At 39.1% G+C, this 19,905-nt stretch carries 18 protein-coding genes and 2 pseudogenes; 7 read left to right on the plus strand and 13 right to left on the minus strand.

The window, feature by feature from the left end:
- Window positions 1–220: 220 nt before the first annotated feature.
- The 3 genes from COD92_RS06405 to COD92_RS06415 all read right to left on the minus strand — a co-directional run bounded on the left by COD92_RS06405 (window position 221) and on the right by COD92_RS06415 (window position 2,663).
- Complete coding sequence (locus COD92_RS06405; RefSeq protein WP_098528448.1) at window positions 221–406, minus strand: hypothetical protein; 186 nt, start codon at window positions 404–406, stop codon at window positions 221–223.
- 255 nt (window positions 407–661) lie between these two features.
- The gene (locus tag COD92_RS06410) at window positions 662–1,999 is read right to left on the minus strand and encodes a family 43 glycosylhydrolase (RefSeq protein ID WP_098995966.1); all 1,338 of its coding nucleotides are present in this window, start codon (window positions 1,997–1,999) and stop codon (window positions 662–664) included.
- Window positions 2,000–2,252: 253 nt separating this feature from the next.
- Window positions 2,253–2,663 carry an Lrp/AsnC family transcriptional regulator gene (locus tag COD92_RS06415; protein ID WP_098528446.1) on the minus strand — a complete coding sequence of 137 codons (411 nt, stop codon included), beginning with the start codon at window positions 2,661–2,663 and terminating at the stop codon, window positions 2,253–2,255.
- A gap of 117 nt (window positions 2,664–2,780) precedes the next feature.
- Between COD92_RS06415 and COD92_RS06420 the strand changes: the two genes are divergently transcribed.
- Window positions 2,781–3,539, plus strand: coding sequence for an MBL fold metallo-hydrolase (locus COD92_RS06420; protein ID WP_098528445.1), 759 nt, complete (start codon window positions 2,781–2,783; stop codon window positions 3,537–3,539).
- A gap of 31 nt (window positions 3,540–3,570) precedes the next feature.
- Here the strand turns inward: COD92_RS06420 and COD92_RS32675 are convergent.
- From COD92_RS32675 to COD92_RS06430, 3 genes and pseudogenes are all read right to left on the minus strand, one after another.
- Window positions 3,571–3,719 (minus strand): annotated as a pseudogene (locus tag COD92_RS32675) (MFS transporter); the annotation flags it as partial.
- 249 nt (window positions 3,720–3,968) lie between these two features.
- Window positions 3,969–4,922: an alpha/beta hydrolase gene (locus tag COD92_RS06425; protein ID WP_098995967.1), complete on the minus strand. Its 954-nt coding sequence runs from the start codon at window positions 4,920–4,922 to the stop codon at window positions 3,969–3,971.
- Between the two features lie 56 nt (window positions 4,923–4,978).
- On the minus strand, window positions 4,979–5,968 hold the full coding sequence (locus COD92_RS06430) for a quercetin 2,3-dioxygenase (RefSeq protein WP_480254339.1): 990 nt from the start codon (window positions 5,966–5,968) through the stop codon (window positions 4,979–4,981).
- Between the two features lie 225 nt (window positions 5,969–6,193).
- Here COD92_RS06430 and COD92_RS06435 point away from each other — a divergent pair, with 225 nt between their 5' ends.
- The gene (locus COD92_RS06435) at window positions 6,194–7,120 is read left to right on the plus strand and encodes a LysR family transcriptional regulator (RefSeq protein WP_098528442.1); all 927 of its coding nucleotides are present in this window, start codon (window positions 6,194–6,196) and stop codon (window positions 7,118–7,120) included.
- Between the two features lie 301 nt (window positions 7,121–7,421).
- Here COD92_RS06435 and COD92_RS06440 read toward each other — a convergent pair whose 3' ends face one another.
- On the minus strand, window positions 7,422–8,321 hold the full coding sequence (locus tag COD92_RS06440) for a LysR family transcriptional regulator (RefSeq protein WP_098528441.1): 900 nt from the start codon (window positions 8,319–8,321) through the stop codon (window positions 7,422–7,424).
- Between the two features lie 169 nt (window positions 8,322–8,490).
- Between COD92_RS06440 and COD92_RS06445 the strand changes: the two genes are divergently transcribed.
- The 5 genes from COD92_RS06445 (at window position 8,491) to ystJ (ending at window position 15,059) form a co-directional block, all read left to right on the plus strand.
- Window positions 8,491–11,385, plus strand: a complete 2,895-nt coding sequence (locus tag COD92_RS06445) for a 2-oxoglutarate dehydrogenase E1 component (protein ID WP_098995968.1) — start codon at window positions 8,491–8,493, stop codon at window positions 11,383–11,385.
- A 62-nt stretch (window positions 11,386–11,447) separates the two neighbouring features.
- Entirely contained in the window at window positions 11,448–12,692 is a 1,245-nt protein-coding gene (gene odhB / locus COD92_RS06450) for a 2-oxoglutarate dehydrogenase complex dihydrolipoyllysine-residue succinyltransferase (protein ID WP_098528439.1), read from the plus strand.
- A gap of 20 nt (window positions 12,693–12,712) precedes the next feature.
- A complete protein-coding gene (locus COD92_RS06455) occupies window positions 12,713–13,219 on the plus strand; it encodes an acyl-CoA thioesterase (RefSeq protein ID WP_098528438.1) in 507 nt (168 codons plus the stop codon).
- 137 nt (window positions 13,220–13,356) lie between these two features.
- The gene (locus tag COD92_RS06460) at window positions 13,357–13,626 is read left to right on the plus strand and encodes an aspartyl-phosphate phosphatase Spo0E family protein (RefSeq protein WP_176550393.1); all 270 of its coding nucleotides are present in this window, start codon (window positions 13,357–13,359) and stop codon (window positions 13,624–13,626) included.
- 185 nt (window positions 13,627–13,811) lie between these two features.
- Window positions 13,812–15,059 carry an NADP-dependent malic enzyme gene (gene ystJ, locus COD92_RS06465; protein WP_098528436.1) on the plus strand — a complete coding sequence of 416 codons (1,248 nt, stop codon included), beginning with the start codon at window positions 13,812–13,814 and terminating at the stop codon, window positions 15,057–15,059.
- Window positions 15,060–15,334: 275 nt separating this feature from the next.
- Here the strand turns inward: ystJ and COD92_RS06470 are convergent.
- The 6 genes and pseudogenes from COD92_RS06470 to COD92_RS06495 all read right to left on the minus strand — a co-directional run.
- A pseudogene (locus COD92_RS06470) lies at window positions 15,335–15,612 on the minus strand (DUF2179 domain-containing protein); the annotation flags it as partial.
- Window positions 15,613–15,675: 63 nt separating this feature from the next.
- Entirely contained in the window at window positions 15,676–15,972 is a 297-nt protein-coding gene (locus tag COD92_RS06475; protein WP_098528435.1) for a glycoside hydrolase family protein, read from the minus strand.
- A 193-nt stretch (window positions 15,973–16,165) separates the two neighbouring features.
- On the minus strand, window positions 16,166–16,609 hold the full coding sequence (locus COD92_RS06480; RefSeq protein WP_098528434.1) for a PNPOx family protein: 444 nt from the start codon (window positions 16,607–16,609) through the stop codon (window positions 16,166–16,168).
- Window positions 16,610–16,629: 20 nt separating this feature from the next.
- Window positions 16,630–17,814, minus strand: a complete 1,185-nt coding sequence (locus COD92_RS06485) for an acyl-CoA dehydrogenase family protein (protein ID WP_176541107.1) — start codon at window positions 17,812–17,814, stop codon at window positions 16,630–16,632.
- A gap of 19 nt (window positions 17,815–17,833) precedes the next feature.
- Window positions 17,834–18,793 carry a VOC family protein gene (locus COD92_RS06490; protein WP_098528575.1) on the minus strand — a complete coding sequence of 320 codons (960 nt, stop codon included), beginning with the start codon at window positions 18,791–18,793 and terminating at the stop codon, window positions 17,834–17,836.
- A complete protein-coding gene (locus tag COD92_RS06495; RefSeq protein WP_098528432.1) occupies window positions 18,790–19,728 on the minus strand; it encodes a fumarylacetoacetate hydrolase family protein in 939 nt (312 codons plus the stop codon). The genes COD92_RS06490 and COD92_RS06495 overlap by 4 nt, the downstream gene beginning before the upstream one ends.
- Window positions 19,729–19,905: the final 177 nt, after the last annotated feature.

Genomic DNA, 19,905 nt, shown 5'->3' on the forward strand with positions numbered 1-19,905 from the left:
TTTCAAACATTAATTAATAAAATAGTCTGAAAATCGCTATAAAAAAGTACCTCCTAGTTGCTTGTCCTTGATAACGGATGGAGGAAAACCATTCTATCGGGACCATCATAAAAAAGAGCAAGCAGTTTATTCCGAACTGTTTGCCCTTAAATAAATTTTCTATATTAAAATTAATCAAGATTTGAGCAACTGAAAGTAAACAATGTTGATCTAGAAAGCTCTAAGTAACTCGAATTTTACCAACTCTTCTATTTCGATTACCATCTTTAATATTCAGTGCTCTTTGGGAGTTAGGAATTGGGAATGAAATGAGACCAGCCTTATACAGGGCATATCCCATAAAGGTTGCAAAGATCGTACTCCCGACCAAAAACCAGATGAATCTTCTGCCAACATTGCTTAACATATTTTCACCTCTTTAACCTCTCATTAATGATAAATATGATAAAATCATCTTTTTTATGTCGTCTTCAACTTCAAATTAGTTTTATTAAGAAATGTCACTAGTTTTTTCTAATCTAAACACTAGTTTTACGAGTTTCATGGTAAAAGTCGTTTATAACTGTCAGAGAAGCAAAAATCCACTGTCTTATGTTGATTAAAAAATCCACGCATTTATGTGCGTGGACTTAGCCAAACTTCTTTTACTAATCATAAACTTTTATCTAAAGTACAATGAATGAATCGCCAATTCTTTTACCTTATTAAATTGTAATTTAATTTGATGTTTTCCAGAAGAACCTTGGAAGGAAGAAGCTACAATTTCCCCTTCTTCTAAGGTGATACTTCCGGAGGCCTGCTTCTCATCATCTAGAAATATATGAATTTCACCACTGCCTGTGGCCTCAATAGAAATATCAATTATTGGTATCTCCCATTCAACATAACGAATAATAGCTTCATCTTCATCCTTAATACCAGTTAGAACCTCATCCCCATTATTGGATGGAGCAAGGTAAACACTGCCTGATAACTGACAAGCTCGATACGCTGCTATTTTTTCATTGATCTCAAATGGCCACCCTGCCCCTTGGGATGTCATTTTAACTTCCTGGAGGGTACCGTCCTCATTGAAGAAAATCGGTTCAATGCAAAGTCTGCGTTTTTGCTGTCTGTTCTGAGAACTACGATGATAGAATACATACCATTGCCCGTTTACTTCCTCAATCGAGCCATGGTTATTCCAACTCTGTGGATCACATCCATCGTTATCAATAATGACCCCTTGATACTTGAATGGCCCAAGTGGTGATTTACTAGTTGCATAGGCTAGAGATGTTGGTTTGCCTCGGACCATACTTGAATATACAAAATAGTATGTATCGCCGCGTTTGCGAAGGGAACTGCCTTCATGAAAATAATGATCTTCTTCCGTAACAATATTATTTACAATCGAGTTTTCTTCAAACTCTACCATGTTGTCTTTCAATTTGGCACCATGAGCATAGAACTGTCCCCAGTAATAATAGGCCTGGCCATCATCGTCGACAAAAACAGCTGGATCGATTCCGCCACAAGGTAATTGGATCGGATCCCTAAAAGGCCCCTCTGGCATATCAGCAACGGCAACCCCCTCACTTGCATCTGCCATACAAAAATACAAATAATATTTACCATCCTTATGAATGGCATCTGGTGCAAACAACATATCTTTCGGGAAATTAGGAATCTCTAACTTTCCGTCTTTGGTATCTTTTTCAATCATTTTTTTCAAGAACGGGGTTAGTCTTGACCAATCAATACTTGATGGATATTTGGGAGCATTCTCATCAAATACCCATGGAACTTGGCTGGCATCAAAGGATTTCCCATGGTCTACCCAATCAATCAGATTATCTGAAGAAAAGACTCGATATTCCTTACTACAATAAATATTCTCCTTCTGATCCCAAGAACCGTAGACATACACCCTTCCATCTGGCATCACATGTGCTTCTGGATCGGGAATGTGCAGGTCTGGCGGTAAAACTGGATTGCGGCAATCTTTATATTCTTTCATTTTTCCACTCCTCAAAGATCTTCATAATGCATACTAGAATCCAATAAATTAGTTACCTATGATAGCGCTGTCTTAAGTGTAGAGAATAAGATGTGAGATGACTATATCGATATCCTCCTAGATTCTATCCATTTCACACAAAAAAATAGTCGACTGTTATCTCACTTCAATAAAAAATCCTCAACCGATAAAAAGGTTAAGGATTTTTGTTTTTTACATAGGGCAATATATTGTGATAGATACTTTTATTGAACTATTTATTGATAACAATCGATAATTTATAGTTTGCATGCTTGTTTAAGTTTACCAAAAATTTATCTAATATTTCATTGGATGGGAATCTGCATTCAAGGATGTAACAACTATCTCCACTGATTTTATAGTTGTTTATGACATATTGTTGTTGTGTTTTTATGAACGACAGATATGGTTCATGATGCGTACTTTTTGTATAGATATTAATTAAAGCATGTATAAAACACCCTAATTTAGCTTGATTAACTTTAATGCTATACCCTTCAATCACCCCATTATCTTCTAATTTAGCCACTCTAGATGCGGCTGCTTGTCCAGTCAAATGAACTTTCTCCCCCAATTCTTTCATGGTGATCCGACTGTTCTTAGATAATTCATCTAGGATTCGCATATCCGTGCTATCTAACATGAATTCAAATCCTTTCATTTATCAAGTGAAATGGCCAAAAGACTTGATTTTATCTATGTAAATGTTATTCGGTCATAGTATAAACTATACGTAAATCAAAGAAAAGGAGTTAAAAATATGAAGATACAACAAATTCGTAATGCAACACTAATTGTCGAATATGCAGGCAAAAAGTTTTTAATAGATCCAATGTTAGCCGAGAAAGGTACTTACCCACCTTTTCCCAACTCATTAAGACAAGATCAATTTAATCCTTTAGTTGGCTTACCCACGTCACTTGACAATATTACTAACGTAAATGCTGTAATTGTAACTCATCTACATTTAGATCACTTTGATTCTGTTGCCAAGGATGTATTGCCAAAAGATATAAAAATGTTTGTTCAAAATGAAGAAGATGCTAAAGTAGATAGAAACGCTGGTTTTCAAAATGTAGAAGTTTTACAAGAGGATACAGTCTTTGATAATATCCAATTAATTAAAACAAAAGGCGAACACGGAAGAGGAGAAATATTAAAACGTACTGGTTTAGTATGTGGCGTTGTCTTCAAACATCAAAATGAGAAAACCTTATATGTAGCTGGAGATACCGTTTGGTATGAAGCGATCCAAGAAGTGATCGATACACATAAACCAGAAATCATTGTGGTAAATGGTGGAGATAATCAATTCTTTGAAGGCGGTTCTCTTGTAATGGGGAAAGATGACATCTATGCGGTGTATAAGGCTGCTCCTACCGCCAAAATCATTTCTGTCCATATGGAAGCTGTCAACCATTGGACATTATCCAGAGAAGAGCTAAAAAACTTTATTGAGGAAAAAGGAATCTCTTCTCACGTTCTAGTGCCAGATGATGGCGAATCATATACATTTTAAAACAAAAACAAAAACAAATAGAAATACCTTTCAGTGCGCCTACGGTTATACCGGCTGCCACTCCTGCCCCTCCAAAGATTTGTGACAGGATTACAATTCTTAATGTTTTTATAGAGCTGTTTTTGTTTTTGGTGAATCAATATAACCTTGCAACCAAACAGTTCTGTCACTGTTGCTTATTCCTGTAGTTGCTTGGTCAGGAAGACTACAAGCAAAGAGCTGATATAAAGTATTTCTAATTCATATCCTTTTTATTTAGTTAAGCTTATATTAATGCAGACTTTTATTTAACTAGGCAATTAGATTCTAATGTAAAAGGCAGCTTCGGTAAGAAATAATGAAAGCTGCCTTTTTCATATTTTTTCGTCTATTGAATCCTAAGAAAAATTTCTACATTTAAAAATTGGCCCTACTTGTACTAGTCTTCTCTTATGAAAGTTCTCTTCGAAAAAAATCTTCAATTGTATCAAAAATCAACAAATCCATTCCTTCAACAATCTCCTCTACCCCATTCTTTGAGGCATAATACTTTGCAATCCTTGGACCACCTTCATCTAAATTTGTACGATTCAGAAATCCATGGCCCAGCCCATTAATAAGATAAAGAGACACATTATTCTTTTTATCTGCTAGTTCCTGATATAATAACTTACTTTGATGTGCAGGAACAGCAACGTCACTTAGCCCATGCTTAATTAGAAATGGCGGAAGACTTTCTTTTACATAGATCAACGGATTGGCTTCCTTTACACGTTCCGGACATGTTAAAATTGGTGCTCCTAAAAACAACGATTCAAACGAATCAGGGTCAGAAGTTTTTTTATCTTTTGGAATTTGGACTGACTCAGGATCTTCTTCGATAATTCCATATAATTCTCTTTGTTCATCGATTTGGAGAAAATCAACTGGACCATAGCCAATTACGACAGCTTGAACGTCACTTGTCATTTCAGGATAGAGAGGATTTTCTCCGATGAATTCGTTAGGTTTTGTTGTTGCAGCAAGTGCTGCAAGATGCCCTCCTGCCGACGAGCCCCAAAGGCCTATTTTATTTCGGTCTAAACCATACTCCCCTGCGATTGTTTTAACCCACCTAACGGCTGTTTTTACATCATGAATTTGCGCAGGAAAGATAGCTTCATCACTTAACCGGTAATCAATGCTTACCATCGCATAGCCTTTGCTGGCAAAATATCGGGTGAAATCAGGACCTAATTTGCGATCCCCAAAGCGCCATCCCCCGCCATGCAGCCAAATAATCACGGGCAGAGGCTCTTTTTTCATCTTGGGTAAATATAAATCAGCTAATAACTGTCTTCCATTTATCTCCGCGTAAACGAGATCTGTTATGATTTCTACAGTATAATCCACTAACTTTTCCAATGAAAATCCTCCTTAAAAGATGCAATTCTTAACTAATGATTGTCTTCTTGTCACTATTAATCATTTGCTGGACGACCGCCAAGCACCTTCAGGTCAAGAATATCTAAATTTTGCAGTACTCGATCAAAACGGAGTGGAGCCGGCTCACTCGGGAAAATATAATCATCATACACATCTCCAAGAGTACGGAAAAATGCCTCGAATAGTCCCGTCGCAAGGATACCAATCATTTTTGTGTAATGTGAATCCATTCGATAAGAATGAACTGTGTTAGCAGGCACATGGAGAATATCCCCAGGGTGTAGTGTGAGCTCTACTCCATTCGCCCACAGTGTAACCTGACCTTCAATACAGAAGAAAATTTCCGTATGCTTTTCGTGATAATGTTCAGGAATGGCTTCACCTTTAGGACCTTCTGAAACAACAAAAATAAATTCACCATTCGAATTGGCTTGAGTTGTCATCAGGGTATGAAGTTGGTCTCCTGTAACTAAGCGAATGCCCTCTCCTGCTTCAAGGACATATGGTGCAGCCTCTTCAGGGATTTCTCCATTTTCAACTAGTTGTGATGTACCAAGAACTTGAGTATCCAAGATGAATTCTACATCTGCTGAGATTGATGCTTTTTTAAATTTCTCAATCGAAGGTTCTTGGACTGCTTTTGGAGGATGGACAAATTTTTCGTAAGGCTCACCAATAATCGAATAGAGCTTCGAAACGTCACCTTTTGATGTAAAAGATAAAAACTGTGTTCTATGGCTAAGCATTTGATAACTGTGAGAGGTGCCTGCAGGAATATAAGCATAATTCCCCTCGGTAAGTAGATATTTTTTATCAGCTATCACTACTTCAAGTCTGCCATGGAGGACGTAGATTCCCTCATGACTGTATAAATGTTTATGTAATGGAAAGGAATCTCCTTTTCCTCCTGAAATAATAACCATTTCTACTAAATTATCCGTACTCATGCCATTTGCTATAATAGTAGCAAGCTGTCTACCAAATAAGTAACGTTCCCCTTCCCCATTTCTTAGCAAATAAGGCATCTTGTAATCAGGAAGCTTATTAAACAAGGTACTCAATTTCATTCCTCCTAAATATTTGAACCAATTATCTAGTTACACGTGAGATTTAACACAATTACTTCAATAGATAGTATATGGTAGAATAGTTCTTGAGAGAAATATAACTAATAGTTCACAGTTATTCCTTTTTTTCATATAGGTAATTAGTCCAGAGCAAGATATTTAGAAAGAAAGGAGCGATTGCCTATGGATCTTAAACAATTACGTTACTTTGTCTCTGTTGCGGAACGATTGAGTTTTACCGAGGCAGCAGCGGAACATTTTGTTGCTCAATCTGCTATCAGTAAGCAAATCTCTAATCTTGAAGAACTGATAGGGGTTCAATTATTTATCAGAAATAGAAGAACCGTCCAATTAACGAAGGCTGGAGCTCAATTATTAAAAGATGCCAAAGGCGTAATAGAGCATTATGAAGAAGCAATAAGTAATGCTAGACTAAGAGGAAGCGATTTGTCGGGAAGTATAAAAATTGGGTATTTAGGACTTGAGAAACTTTTTTTACCAAGACTGATTAATCAATTCACCAAGAAATATCGAGATGTTAATATTGAATTAATTCAATACACGAGGGATACACTCAATGCCTCCTTAAAACTTGGAGATATTGATATTGGTTTTACTTTATCGTTATCAATTGATAAATTCCCCGAAATTACCTCTAGGAAAATATCCAATATACCTTTTACAGTGGTAATGAACAGTGAACATCCTCTAGCGAACCATAGAAAAATTAGTATTACTTCGATTGCTACTGAGCCGGTTATTGTTATTAATCCAGAAGTATCCCCAGATGGATTCAAACATATTTCGGAACTCTTTATAAAGCATGATATCTCTCCAAACATCATACAGGAATGTTCCCACTTTGAAACTGTGTTACTCATGGTTGAAGCTGGTATTGGTATTTCCATTCTTCCCGTTGCAATGGTCAATCCCCCTCCAACGCTTCGCTTTATTGAATTAGAAGAGAATATAGAGGAAATTGATTTCATTATTGCCTGGAATAAAAATAATCTTAATCCATTAATCTCTTTATTTACGAAAGAATTTGAGTCTTTTATCGATACACACGAGGACGGACTAATATTTAAAACTAAAAAATCCACGCCATAAAGAGCGTGGATTTACTTCATTCTCCTTTGTAATGTCAAAGGCTACTATTGAAAACATCTTTTTGAAATAGCGGGGTTGATGTTAACTGGAAAAGTTAATCCATCCATTAAAATTTGATCGTTTATCTAAGTCTAAATTACTGCATTAAAAAAGTTGGGCAAAGGACATCCTCAAAGCATGAACAGGATGTCCTATTTATGCACAACAGATATAGTTGATAAGAAGCAAACAGCTGCAAAATTTCAAAAGTTACTGAATTCTCATTTGTGGTCAGAAACTATTCTACTAGAGTTATACACTTTTATTTTATCTTTGGACTAATATATTTCCAATCAAAATTTTCTATAAAATGGACGAATGCCTTAACGACATTCCATTCAAGGGATTCCTTATGATAATACATCCACGTTCTTCGCAATATAGGGTTTCCTTCTTGATCGGTTATAAGGACTTTGGATAAGTTCTCTATACCATTAAGTACCCTGCTGGAAAGGATGCCATATCCTAAACCATTTATAACCATTTCCTTACACGTATCAACTTGGTCGACTTCTATACTGATAAAGGGTGCTTGCGCATAATTTTCAGCCCACCAATGATCAATGGTTGATTTTAATAAGTAATCCCCTCTATATTCAATTCTAGGAAGACGAGGAAGATCCATTATTTCAATCTCATCCTTTGAAGCAATGCAAATGGTTTCCTCAAATAATTGATGTTTCGATAATCCCCTGCATCCATAGTCTCCCCGAACAAAACCGATATGAACATCTTTATTGTGTATAAGCTGGGTAACGTCTCTGCTCCATCCCGTAATCACCTTGAATTCCACATGGGGAAATTGCCTTTTAAATAGTTTCAAAATATAAGGAAGTTCATAATTCGCAAAAAAATTAGATACCCCCAATTTCAACGTACCTACCACTTTATCACTTTCGTTATTACTCATATTTTGGACATTTTCTTTTATCTTCTCATAATGAGCAAGGGCCTCCTCAGCACATTGGACAAGATATTCCCCTTGTGGGGTAAAATGCACTCCACGGCTTTCACGGGTTACGATTGTAACTCCCAGCTCCTCCTGCATATGCTTTAATCTACTCGTTAAAGCAGGTTGAGTAAGAAATAATAATCGAGCTGTTTTTGTAAGATTTTTTTGATTATAAAGTACTTTCAGTATTTCCCAGTCACGGTAATCCATTGTCCCACCCTGTAATCTGATATAAAGATTTTTTATAAGTAAAAATAATTTTTTTGAATTTTATTTATTATCATTATTGCATTATCCTTATCCTTAATCAATTGTTAATTACTTCTATAACCTATCCAAATATTATTATACGAAAACTCAATCATGGGGGTATTCCATAATGGGAGAACAGGAAAATCAACGAAATCCATGGAGGAATTTTAATGGTCCAAACCTTGGCTATGTAATCGAACAATATGAGCGCTATATGAACGGTATAGATACCGTCGAGCCAAAATTAAAAGAGTTATTTATCAAATGGGGATCACCCTTGTCTTTTGAGACAAGTCAATTGAAAGAAAGCGGCGACCATGGATCTGTTATTCCAGGTAATTCAGCAGATATAGTGAAAGTGATGAAAGTTGTAAAACTGCTGGAAGATATTCGCTCACATGGACATCTAGCGGCAAATATAAATCCGTTAGATGTGAATGAAAAGCACCATGATTTGTTCAGTCCTGAAAAATATGGGATAAGTGACTACGACTTGAAAGCGATTCCAGCAAAACTCGTTTGGGAGGATACACCTGAAGGCGTTCAAACCGCATTGGATGCTATAAATCATTTAAAGAATCTTTATACCTCTTCACTAGCCTACGAATTTAACCATGTTGATAATATGGATGAAAAAACATGGTTAACTCAGATCGTGGAGACAGGGAGCATGCATCGCTCCTTATCGAAAGAAGAACAAACAAACCTATTAAAGAGTTTGACAGAGGTGGAAGGATTTGAACAATATTTACATAAAACCTTTGTCGGTCAAAAGAGATTTTCTATTGAAGGTGTAGACATGCTCGTACCTATGCTAAATGAAGCGATTCACGAAGGTGTCGGGGATCAAGTACAAAATGTCTTGATTGGAATGGCTCATCGCGGCCGCTTAAGTGTCTTAGCGCATGTATTAAACAAACCATACAGCAGGATTTTCTCTGAGTTTCAGCACTCTTCCGCCAAACAACAAGGACCGTCGGCAGATTTAGTCGATATTAGTGAGGGTTGGACAGGAGATGTGAAATACCATTTAGGCTACAATCGGTTCGTCGAAGGTGCAAGTACCCTTCGTACACGTATTACCTTAGCGAATAATCCGAGTCATCTTGAATTTGTCGATCCCGTGATCGAAGGGTTTACAAGAGCAGCCCAGGAAGAACGTCAAAAAGCAGGATATCCTGAGCAGGATGTTAAGAAGGCATTTCCAATACTGGTACATGGAGATGCTGCATTTCCAGGCCAGGGAATTGTAGCGGAGACTTTAAATTTAGGTGGATTAAATGGATATCGAACAGGTGGTACCATTCATATCATTACGAACAACATGATCGGATTTACGACAGATAGCCGGGATTCTCGTTTTACGAGATATGCGAGTGACTTGGCAAAAGGGTTTGAAATCCCCATTGTGCATGTAAATGCGGATGATCCAGAAGCTTGTCTGGCAGCTGTTCGTCTTGCCTATCAATACCGTGCTCGCTTCCAAAAGGATTTTTTGATTGATTTAGTGGGATACCGCCGATTCGGCCACAATGAAATGGACGACCCTGCGGTCACCCAGCCCCAGGTATACAAAAAAGTTTCGGGCCATTTAACGGTAAGAGCATTATATTCCGAACAGTTGAGAAATAAAGGTATTTTGAATGATCAAGAGGTCGAACAAATCAATCGCAGCGTCCAAGAAAGGCTCCAAGCCGAATATGACCAAGTGTTGGAGAGGAAACCTTATGTGCGATCTGCAGTTGTAGAGATTCCTAAGGTTATCACGAAAGGAATTCCGCAATTGAAAACAAGTGTACAGCTTAACACCCTTCGTGAATTAAATCATGAATTGCTGAAATGGCCGGTAAGCTTTCACGTTTATCCAAAATTAAAGCGGATTTTGGAGCGCCGTGAAATAGCATTGGAAGAAAACGGAAAAGTAGAATGGGCGGTAGCAGAAGTGCTGGCATTCGCAACGTTGTTAAAAGAAGGCACACCGATCCGGCTAACGGGACAGGATTCTGAGCGTGGAACGTTCGCTCAGCGTCACATTGTGCTGCATGACACAGAAACCAACGAAACCTATTCACCCTTGCATCATCTAACGCAAGCCCGCGCTTCGTTTGCGGTTCATAATAGCCCACTGTCTGAAGCGGCTGTTGTAGGTTTTGAATATGGCTATAATGTCTTTGCTCCTGAAACACTTGTCATATGGGAAGCACAATACGGTGATTTTGCTAACACAGCACAACCTCTGTTTGATCAATTTGTTTCATCCGCTAGAGCTAAATGGGGACAAAAGTCAGGGCTTACTCTTCTTTTGCCTCACGGTTATGAAGGCCAGGGTCCAGAGCACTCCAGTGCCCGTCTTGAACGCTTTTTACAGTTGGCGGCAGAAAACAACTGGACGGTTGTAAACTTGACAAGTGCTGCCCAATACTTTCATATTTTGCGCCGTCAAGCATCCATCTTAGGAACAGAATTCGTCAGGCCGCTGGTCATTATGACACCAAAAAGTCTGCTTCGTCACCCGCTGGTCTCTTCTCCTGGCACTGCTCTAAGCGATGGCAGTTTCCAAACGGTTGTGGAACAACCAGAGCTCGGAAAAGAGAGAGAAAAAGTAAAGCGGCTAGTGTTAACGACTGGTAAGATGGCCATCGATCTGGCTGTAGAAATTGACTCAAGAAAAGAAATTCAAACATTAGACGAAATACACATCGTTCGTATCGAACAATTGTATCCATTCCCGAAGGAAAAAGTAGAAGAAATTTTAAAGCGCTATCCGAACCTGAAGGAAATCGCTTGGGTACAGGAAGAACCAAAGAATATGGGAGCATGGCATTATATCGCCCCTACCCTCTTTGAACTTGCTTCCGGCAAACTGACAGTCGGTTACATTGGACGACAGGCGCGTTCAAGCACGGCAGTCGGCGATTCAATCGTTCATAAAAAGGAACAAGAACATATTGTCCAACAGGCTTTGAATTTTAATATTTTAATAGATACACAGAAACAAGAAAGAGAGTTAGTTAGAAGCTAACCATGATCAACAGCAAATAACAAGATAATAATAGTACTTACTATACTTAGGAGGATATGAACTTGATGGAAATTAAGGTACCAGAGTTGGCAGAATCCATTTCAGAAGGAACGATTTCACAATGGCTCATTAATATTGGTGACAAAGTATCAAAAGGAGATAGTGTCGTAGAACTGGAAACAGATAAAGTCAATATAGAATTAAATGCTGAATATTCAGGTATCGTTACGAAGGTATTAAAAGAAACCGGCGATACGGTAGAAGTAGGCGATGTCATTGCAATTATTGAGGATGGCACAGCTGAGGGACCCGTTGTCACCACAACAGCTCCGGAAAAATCGGTAGAAGAAACTTTAAATCAACAAAGCACCCGGTCAGAACAAGAAGTTCCGAAAGCCAACCGACCGATTGCTTCTCCAGCTGCAAGAAAATGGGCAAGAGAACTGGGAATCGATTTAAATCAGGTAAATAGCAGTGACCCACTAGGCAGAATTATGTCAAATGATGTCAAATCCTATTCACCTGCACCTCCGGTAAAAGAAGAACCAAAATTGGAAAAGGCAAGTCCAAAACGTAAGGAACAACAAAATGATGTGGAGTTTGATAAACCTGTAGAACGTGTAAAAATGTCCCGCAGACGCCAAACCATCGCTAAACGCCTTGTAGAGGTCCAACAAACAGCCGCGATGTTGACCACATTTAATGAAGTTGACATGTCTGCGATTATGGATTTACGCAATAAGCGGAAAGATGCCTTTTTCGATAAACATGGTGTTCGTCTTGGATTTATGTCGTTTTTTACAAAAGCAGTGGTTTCTGCCTTAAAGCAATTCCCTCTTTTAAATGCAGAAATTCAAGGAGATGAATTGCTGATCAAGAAGTTTTACGATATCGGAATTGCGGTGGCAGCTCCAGAAGGTTTGGTCGTTCCAGTTGTACGCAATGCGAATCAGAAAAATTTTGCAGAAATTGAACAAGAAATCGGTAATCTTGGTAAAAAGGCTCGTGATAACGCCCTCACTTTGAATGATTTGCAAGGTGGAACCTTTACGATTACAAATGGTGGAGTTTTTGGATCGTTAATGTCCACACCGATTTTGAATAGTCCGCAAGTAGGCATTCTCGGTATGCATAAGATCCAGACAAGGCCAGTAGCAATTGATAGTGAACGAATGGCAAACCGTCCGATGATGTATATCGCACTGTCTTACGACCATCGAATTGTGGATGGGAAAGAAGCCGTTAGCTTCCTGGCTATGGTAAAAGAATTGTTGGAAGATCCAGAAAGCTTATTATTAGAAAGCTAAAACTTTAGGGAGATCTATCAATGGAAGCTAAATTTTGCAGAGAATCAAGAGTGATTCGAACCAGTCGTGTATTCCCAAACGATGTGAATAATCATAATACATTATTTGGCGGCCGGTTAATGAGTGACATAGACCAAGTCGCCTCTATTTCCGCAGCGCGCCATAGTCGAAGCGAATGTGTAACTGCTTCAACGGATTCAGTCGATTTTTTACATCCAGTACGACCAACCGATTCCGTCTGTTTCGAATCTTATGTGACATGGAAAGGCACATCATCAATGGAAGTATTTGTGAAAATTATCGCGGAAGACTTAAAAAGCGGTAAGCGTAAAATCGCGGCGACTGCGCTCCTAACATTTGTCGCACTTGATGAGAATAAGCGCCCAACATGGGTTCCGGAAGTGATTCCTGAAACAGAAGAAGAGAAAAAATTGCATGAAACCGCCCCCGAGCGGGCAAGAGTGCGTAAAGAAAGAAAACAAAAGAGTAAAGAATTAGCTGCATTTTTAACAATGGATCAGTCCTAGGATCGACACAACTCATGATGGATATGATTGGGGTTCAGAAATCTATAATGTTCTAAAATTTTGATGGCAATAAAAAAAGTAGATTCCATTTATGAGGAAAATTTATATTTGATAACTATAGAAAGGAGATGAGGCTCATGATTCTAAAGAATGCCATAGAATTAAGTAAGCGTATCAATTCCTACCGCCAGGGTTTGGTTGAATTGAAAAGGAATAAGGGACCCTCTGATCCTGATGTCATAAAACTCAGCAAACAATTAGATCGGGACATTGTCATGTTACAAATAATCATGTGTGAACTTCGCTCCTTAAAACAGGGATATCTTTATAATAGGTATCCAAACTTAGATGAGCCCGTATGTATTATTCATGATCGTATAATCAAAAAAGATTTTATACAACATTAACAACATCAAACTAAGAGGCTCTTTTGCATGAGTTTAGAAGATACAAGTTTTTGAGATTGGTAGTCATTGCAACATATAAAAGTAAGCATTTATTTAAGAGATTAATGCCGCAAAATTGCTGAAATATAAGTATGGGCCCTCTTCTTTTCCTATAACCATAAAAACTTAACAAAGGAGTAACATGTATGTCAACTTTACGTGAAGAAGCATTAAAGATGCACAAAGAAAAGCGAGGAAAGCTGGGTGTTCACTCAAAAGTCGCAGTAAATAATGCAAACGATTTAAGTCTTGCGTATTCACCCGGTGTTGCAGAGCCCTGCTTAGACATTCATGAGGACGAAAGCAAAGTATTTGATTATACAATGAAAGGAAATCTCGTTGCCGTTGTATCGAACGGAACAGCTGTTTTGGGCCTTGGAAATATTGGCCCGAAAGCTGCGATGCCGGTTATGGAAGGAAAAGCATTGTTATTCAAATCGTTTGCCGATGTAGATGCATTTCCCATTTGCCTTGATACAATGGACCCCGATAAAATTGTCGAGGTAGTTAAACTATTACAGCCCACTTTTGGCGGAGTAAACCTGGAAGACATCGCAGCACCGCAATGCTTTGAAATTGAGGATCGCTTACGAAAAACGTGCGATATTCCCATTTTCCATGATGACCAACACGGAACAGCTATTGTAACGGCAGCCGGATTAATCAATGCTCTGAAACTCGTTAATAAAGACATTGAAGATATACGTGTCGTAGCAAACGGTGCCGGTGCGGCAGGTGTAGCGATTGTGAAGCTTTTGCTCCATATGGGAGTAAAGGATGTCATCTTATGTGATACAAATGGGATTATATATGAAGGACGTCCTGTCGGAATGAATCCATTCAAAGAAGAAATGGCCCGCATCACCAATAAAGAACAAAAACTAGGGACACTAGCGGATGCTCTTATAGAAGCGGATGTGTTTGTTGGCGTATCAGCGGCTGGTTCCGTGACGAATGAAATGGTTCGTTCCATGAACCAAGATCCGATCATTTTTGCCATGGCCAATCCAGTACCAGAAATCATGCCAGAGGATGCAAAAGAAGCCGGGGCACTAGTCGTTGGAACAGGGCGATCTGATTACCCGAATCAAGTCAATAACGTTTTGGCATTCCCTGGAATTTTCCGTGGTGCTTTAGATGTTCATGCAAAAGAAATCAATGAAGAAATGAAGTTGGCTGCCGTGTATGCGATTGCTGGATTAATTTCAGACGATGAACTTTATCCCGATTATGTCATTCCTGATCCGTTTGACCGCCGGGTAGCTGCCCATGTAGCAGCAGCAGTTGCGAAAACGGCTATGGAAACGGGTGTTGCACAAAAGAAAGTTAATGTTGAAGAGATAAAAAAGCGTCTATTAACACAAGTTGAAGAAAAACAACCTGCTTTTTTATAAATCTAACAACTAAAGTGGCAACCTTAATCACTACCTTGATGTTTCAATAAAGCCTATTTAACTACAGTTTGATGAGGGGTTGGCCATGTAAGTCGTCCCCTTACTCACTCTATTTTGACGAGTTTCTACTATTATATTTTGTCGTGTCCAATAGTTAATATTACATTAAAAAGACCGCAATTAACATAGCGGTCAAAAAGAATTCATCCGGCTCCAGGCCGTTTAACGCTTATACATATGCCATCACCCCAAACAGCATTGAATGATATAAAAAATTACATTTGTTTCATAATGTTGCCTTTTCTCAAGTGCTTTTTCATTGCTTTAATTAGGTAACCGCCTTTAAATTTCCGCGGTTCATAAGAGAGATGAATGCTTTTGGTTCATACTCTTCGATTAAATCCAACACTTCACTTTCGCGGTTTCGTTTTGTTAATATTTCCAATTGGTATCTTTTACCATCACGTCCCATCCCTACAAAGACGGTAACCCCAAATCCTTTATATCTTAATAAAGCAATAAGTTCTTCATTGATTTGCATTAAATTTACAACTAAGAATTAGCACGTAAGTCCGAGAAACTTAAAAATATTAATTTTCCATAACCATTTCGAAACTCAATCATCCTTTTTTAAAAACGGAGTGGGTTTTGACAATCTAGTCCGGATATTTAGGTGCATCTGATCAAAAACCCATGGAACTTGACTTGAATCAAAAGATTTCCCATGGTCAAGCCAATCAACCATATTATCAGATGAAAAGACGCGATATTCTCTACTGCAGAAAATATTTTCTTCCTGATCCCAAGAACCATAGACATATACTCTTCCATCTGGCATAACATGTGCTTCTGGGTCTGGTATATGCAGGTTTGCTGGTAAAACTGGATTGCGGCAATCTTCATATTCTTTCATAACCTCACTCCTCAAATGACTACTTGTTACTGTATAAAAACGTTGTACTCTTAGTTTAGTAGAGTTTCTTCCTTATAACTATGGCGATATCCCCCAAATACTGTCCATTTCAAACATAATAAAAAACAACGCCTGAAAGAAATTCAGACGTTTATTACTTTTTTATATTTAGATTTCAATCATTATAGTGCCTCTACCTAAGAAGTTCGTAAACTTCTATATCTAACTTCTTAGCAAGATCAGGATTGTACGTTTTTTCGTATTCCGGTTCAACCGTTACCTTTCCTCCATAAAACATGACATTCTCTACTTCTTCAATATCAATGGTTACCACACAAAGTTTCATCGTCTTTTCGAATACTTCAGATACTGTAGCTCTTCCACGCACTGAATAGCAGCTTCCTTCTCCAATCATTCCAACAATCACAGTAGGATTGCTTTGGATATTTGTAATACTTGATGCTTTATGACCAAGGGCTATCTTTATTTGTGTGCCGACCGGGTTAGCATTTACCCATGAAACAACACTTAATTGTGGTAGTTTTGTATCTGCATCAACCGTAATCAACGAAACCATCTTTTCTCCCTGCAAAGAAGAAGCGAGCTCAGTGCTCAGACGATCTAAAGTTTTAGTCATTATGATTCTCTCCTACTCTCTTAGTATTCCACTTTTACCGGAAGACCTAGCTCAAGCTTTCCGAACAGTTCTCCTACCCAATCAAAATTGAAGGCCGTATGCTGTGCTCCGGCGTGAATATCCCGCCAAAACTGTTGAAGAGGGTGACTCTCACTAGAGGCGGCAGCACCACTGCTAGTGTAGATGGTTTCCATTGCTTCTGTACACATTTCTGCGCAATAAGCATAATTACAGCGCAAGCGTACCCGTTCCGGATATTCAAGTAACCGTCCGGACTCTACTAGTTCTAAGGATTTATGGAGAAGAGCGTCCGCTGCTTCAATTTTTGCCGCTACCTTTGCCAGACGAATTTGCTGATGGGTTAAATTTGCGACTGCTCCTCCACCCCTAGCTTTATTTTTCCCAATAACTTGGTCACGCCAAATCTCATAAGCTCCTTTGGTTGCTCCGAGAATAACGGATAAAAGCGTAACTGGCATAACAGCTGACAATTGAATACGGTAAAGTGGTGCTGTATTCAGGTCCATCCCAGGAGAAATCCCATGAAGATTCCATGGTTCTAACTCCATTGTTCGGTACTCGGGAACAAAAACGTCGGTTAACTGCAATAAATTACTGCCTGTTCCTCTCATACCAATGACTCGCCAAACATCAATCACTTTTAGGTCGTTTTTAGGAACGAGGAAATATAAGACTTTGGTTTCGTCTCCCACTTCCGAAACTGGTGCTGGTGCACTAATCATGATCCAATCACAGTGATTGATTCCTGAGGAGAATCCCCATTTACCACTTAGTTTGTATCCACCATTAACACGGCTAATTTTTGAATCCGGACTTGGATTAATCGACGTAGCAAGGCATGCATCAGGGTTATTTTTCCATACATCCGCTTGTGCCTGGTCTGGAAAAAATGCCAGCATCCAGCTGTGTAATAGTAGAAGTGAATAGCACCAGCCTGTCGAAGCATCTCCTTTAGATACTTCTATTGCTGTATCAGCTAATGTTTTCCAACTAAGTTCATGCCCGCCCCAACGGCTCGGAACCAAGGATCGAACCAAGCCTGATGAAATGAATTCTTGGATTGTTTCGGGGGGTTGGTGTCTTAGTTCTTCGCCAAGGTTTGGCCGCATTCGTAGGGAAGCAGATAATTCTTTCGCACGCTCGATCGCTTCCACATATGAGAACTTATTTAATACTTCATTCATTTTCTCATCCTCCTCAGGTTTATTTGTCAATGTTAGGTGTCCCATACGTGTGGAAAGTGGATGGAAGTGGTGTTCCCCATGCTAACCCTTTTTTCCGTTCTTCCGGGGTCCAAGTTACCGTTTCCCACTCTGGTGTAAAGATGAGAAAACCGCCCGAGCATACCTCAATTCGATTACCTCCAGGCTCATACACGTATACAAACATCGTTTGACCTGCAACATGTTTATTAGGAGGTGCTTCAATGAAAATTCCATTATCTAAAAATACATCGGCTGCCCGGAGTACCATTTCGGCACTTTCTACTTTGAATGCAGCATGATGGAAACGTCCTTGAGCACCTGATTTATCGAGAGAAATGGCCAGGTCATAGGATTTATTCGTAACATGCAGCCAAGCGGTTGCCTGTTTGCCTTCATCGGTTATCGCTTGTTCACTTAGTCTGAAACCGAGGTGATTTCGATAAAAAGTACTATCGGCATCGACATTGGAGCTGAACAAATTAATATGATCCAGCTGCGTCACGCTTGCACCTCTTGCCGAAAACTTTTGAGGCTGATTTTTCAGACCCGGCTTTAAATGTTCCGGTGTTACAAATTTATCCGCCTCATAAAATACTTCTAATACATGCCCATCCGCATCGTAAAATTGGTAGGATCGTCCATGACCATAATCTCCATCAGTCCATCCAATTCCGTATCCGCTTTTCTCCAAATCAATAACACGCCGTTCAAGTGCTTGTTCGGAATAGGTCCTTAACGCCACATGTCCTAATCCAGCCTGACTTGCTTCCGTCAGCTTCAAGCTGTAAAGCCGCTGATCTCCCCAGCCGCGGAGAAAGACAGATTGTCCTTCTTGACGGACGATTTCCATTCCGAGTAAATCGCGAAAAAATTCAAGACTCTCGGTTGGCTTAGGTGTTAGTAGTTCAATATGTGCCAAGTAGGCGATATCTCGAATGGGTTCGTGACTTGCTGTCATGATTCAGTCACCTCCATGATCGTTGTCTCAATCGCACCAATTCCGGAAATTTCCACCCTCACCTTATCACCATGCTTTAAAAACTTGTTCTGTGCTTCCCCGACACCACCAGGTGTACCAGTAAGGATGATGTCCCCTGGCTCCAAAGTAACGATGCCTGATAAAAATTCAACAAGGTGATTAACATTGAACAACAGCTGTTCCGTATTGGACTTTTGCCTTAATTCATCGTTAACGGTTAAGCATATGTCTAAGCCGTGCGGATCTGGTATTTCATCCTTTGTGACTAAAACGGGTCCGAGTGGAAGACTCTTATCTAACGTTTTGCCTTGCAGCCATTGAATAGTTCGTTTTTGCATGTCACGGGCGGTAATATCGTTTGCGACAGTGTAGCCGAAGACATAGTCCAAGGCATCCTCATATGGAATGTCCTTTCCTTCTTTCCCAATGACAAATGCCAATTCTGCCTCGTAATCTAGCTTTTTAGTCAATTGGGAATTTAGCGGAAAGGTATCGTTCGGACCGGAAATCGCTGTAGCAAATTTGGCAAAAATAACTGGATGAACTGGGAAATCGCGCTTCATTTCAAGAATATGATTCTTGTAATTTAGTCCAACGCAGATGATTTTATTCGGCTTCAGTACGGGTGCCCCGATTTGAACATTTTCTTTTTTATAGAGGACGGAAGACTGTGCAGCACTTTCAAGTGCATAGGAAACCGCCTCTTTCGCGGTCTTTAGAGCCATGTCGCCATTTGCAATAAACTCTGTTGGATTGGCTGGCAATAAAGCGGTTGCAATTTCTTTCGCTCTTTGCTGCCCATTTTGATTTAATAGCTCGATATATGCTTCCTGTGGGTCTACAATCGTATTTTCGTCAACTAAAATGCCAAGTCGTAAAGGTTTATTGTTTGTGGAATAGGTTAGTAATTTCAAGTGATTTCCTCCTCGTATTTTTACAACACAACGATGTGTTTTTCTCTTTAAATTAATGATAAGCCACAATGAAATTTTTTTGAAATACACATATTGCATTTGAGAAATCATGATTTTAGATAATTTGTCACTTTGTCTTTTCCTCTGCCGTACCAATTCCCGTTAATTTTTAAGTCG

It is taken from the genome of Bacillus sp. AFS037270 (genome assembly GCF_002585305.1).

Coding starts and splice junctions, on each gene's coding strand:
- COD92_RS06405 (WP_098528448.1), bottom strand. CDS start 406: ATGTTAAGCAATGTTGGCAGAAGATTCATCTGGTTTTTGGTCGGGAGT.
- COD92_RS06410 (WP_098995966.1), bottom strand. CDS start 1,999: ATGAAAGAATATAAAGATTGCCGCAATCCAGTTTTACCGCCAGACCTG.
- COD92_RS06415 (WP_098528446.1), bottom strand. CDS start 2,663: ATGTTAGATAGCACGGATATGCGAATCCTAGATGAATTATCTAAGAAC.
- COD92_RS06420 (WP_098528445.1), top strand. CDS start 2,781: ATGAAGATACAACAAATTCGTAATGCAACACTAATTGTCGAATATGCA.
- COD92_RS06430 (WP_480254339.1), bottom strand. CDS start 5,968: ATGCCTTATTTGCTAAGAAATGGGGAAGGGGAACGTTACTTATTTGGT.
- COD92_RS06435 (WP_098528442.1), top strand. CDS start 6,194: ATGGATCTTAAACAATTACGTTACTTTGTCTCTGTTGCGGAACGATTG.
- COD92_RS06440 (WP_098528441.1), bottom strand. CDS start 8,321: ATGGATTACCGTGACTGGGAAATACTGAAAGTACTTTATAATCAAAAA.
- COD92_RS06445 (WP_098995968.1), top strand. CDS start 8,491: ATGGGAGAACAGGAAAATCAACGAAATCCATGGAGGAATTTTAATGGT.
- COD92_RS06455 (WP_098528438.1), top strand. CDS start 12,713: ATGGAAGCTAAATTTTGCAGAGAATCAAGAGTGATTCGAACCAGTCGT.
- COD92_RS06460 (WP_176550393.1), top strand. CDS start 13,357: ATGATTCTAAAGAATGCCATAGAATTAAGTAAGCGTATCAATTCCTAC.
- ystJ (WP_098528436.1), top strand. CDS start 13,812: ATGTCAACTTTACGTGAAGAAGCATTAAAGATGCACAAAGAAAAGCGA.
- COD92_RS06475 (WP_098528435.1), bottom strand. CDS start 15,972: ATGAAAGAATATGAAGATTGCCGCAATCCAGTTTTACCAGCAAACCTG.
- COD92_RS06480 (WP_098528434.1), bottom strand. CDS start 16,609: ATGACTAAAACTTTAGATCGTCTGAGCACTGAGCTCGCTTCTTCTTTG.
- COD92_RS06485 (WP_176541107.1), bottom strand. CDS start 17,814: ATGAATGAAGTATTAAATAAGTTCTCATATGTGGAAGCGATCGAGCGT.
- COD92_RS06490 (WP_098528575.1), bottom strand. CDS start 18,793: ATGACAGCAAGTCACGAACCCATTCGAGATATCGCCTACTTGGCACAT.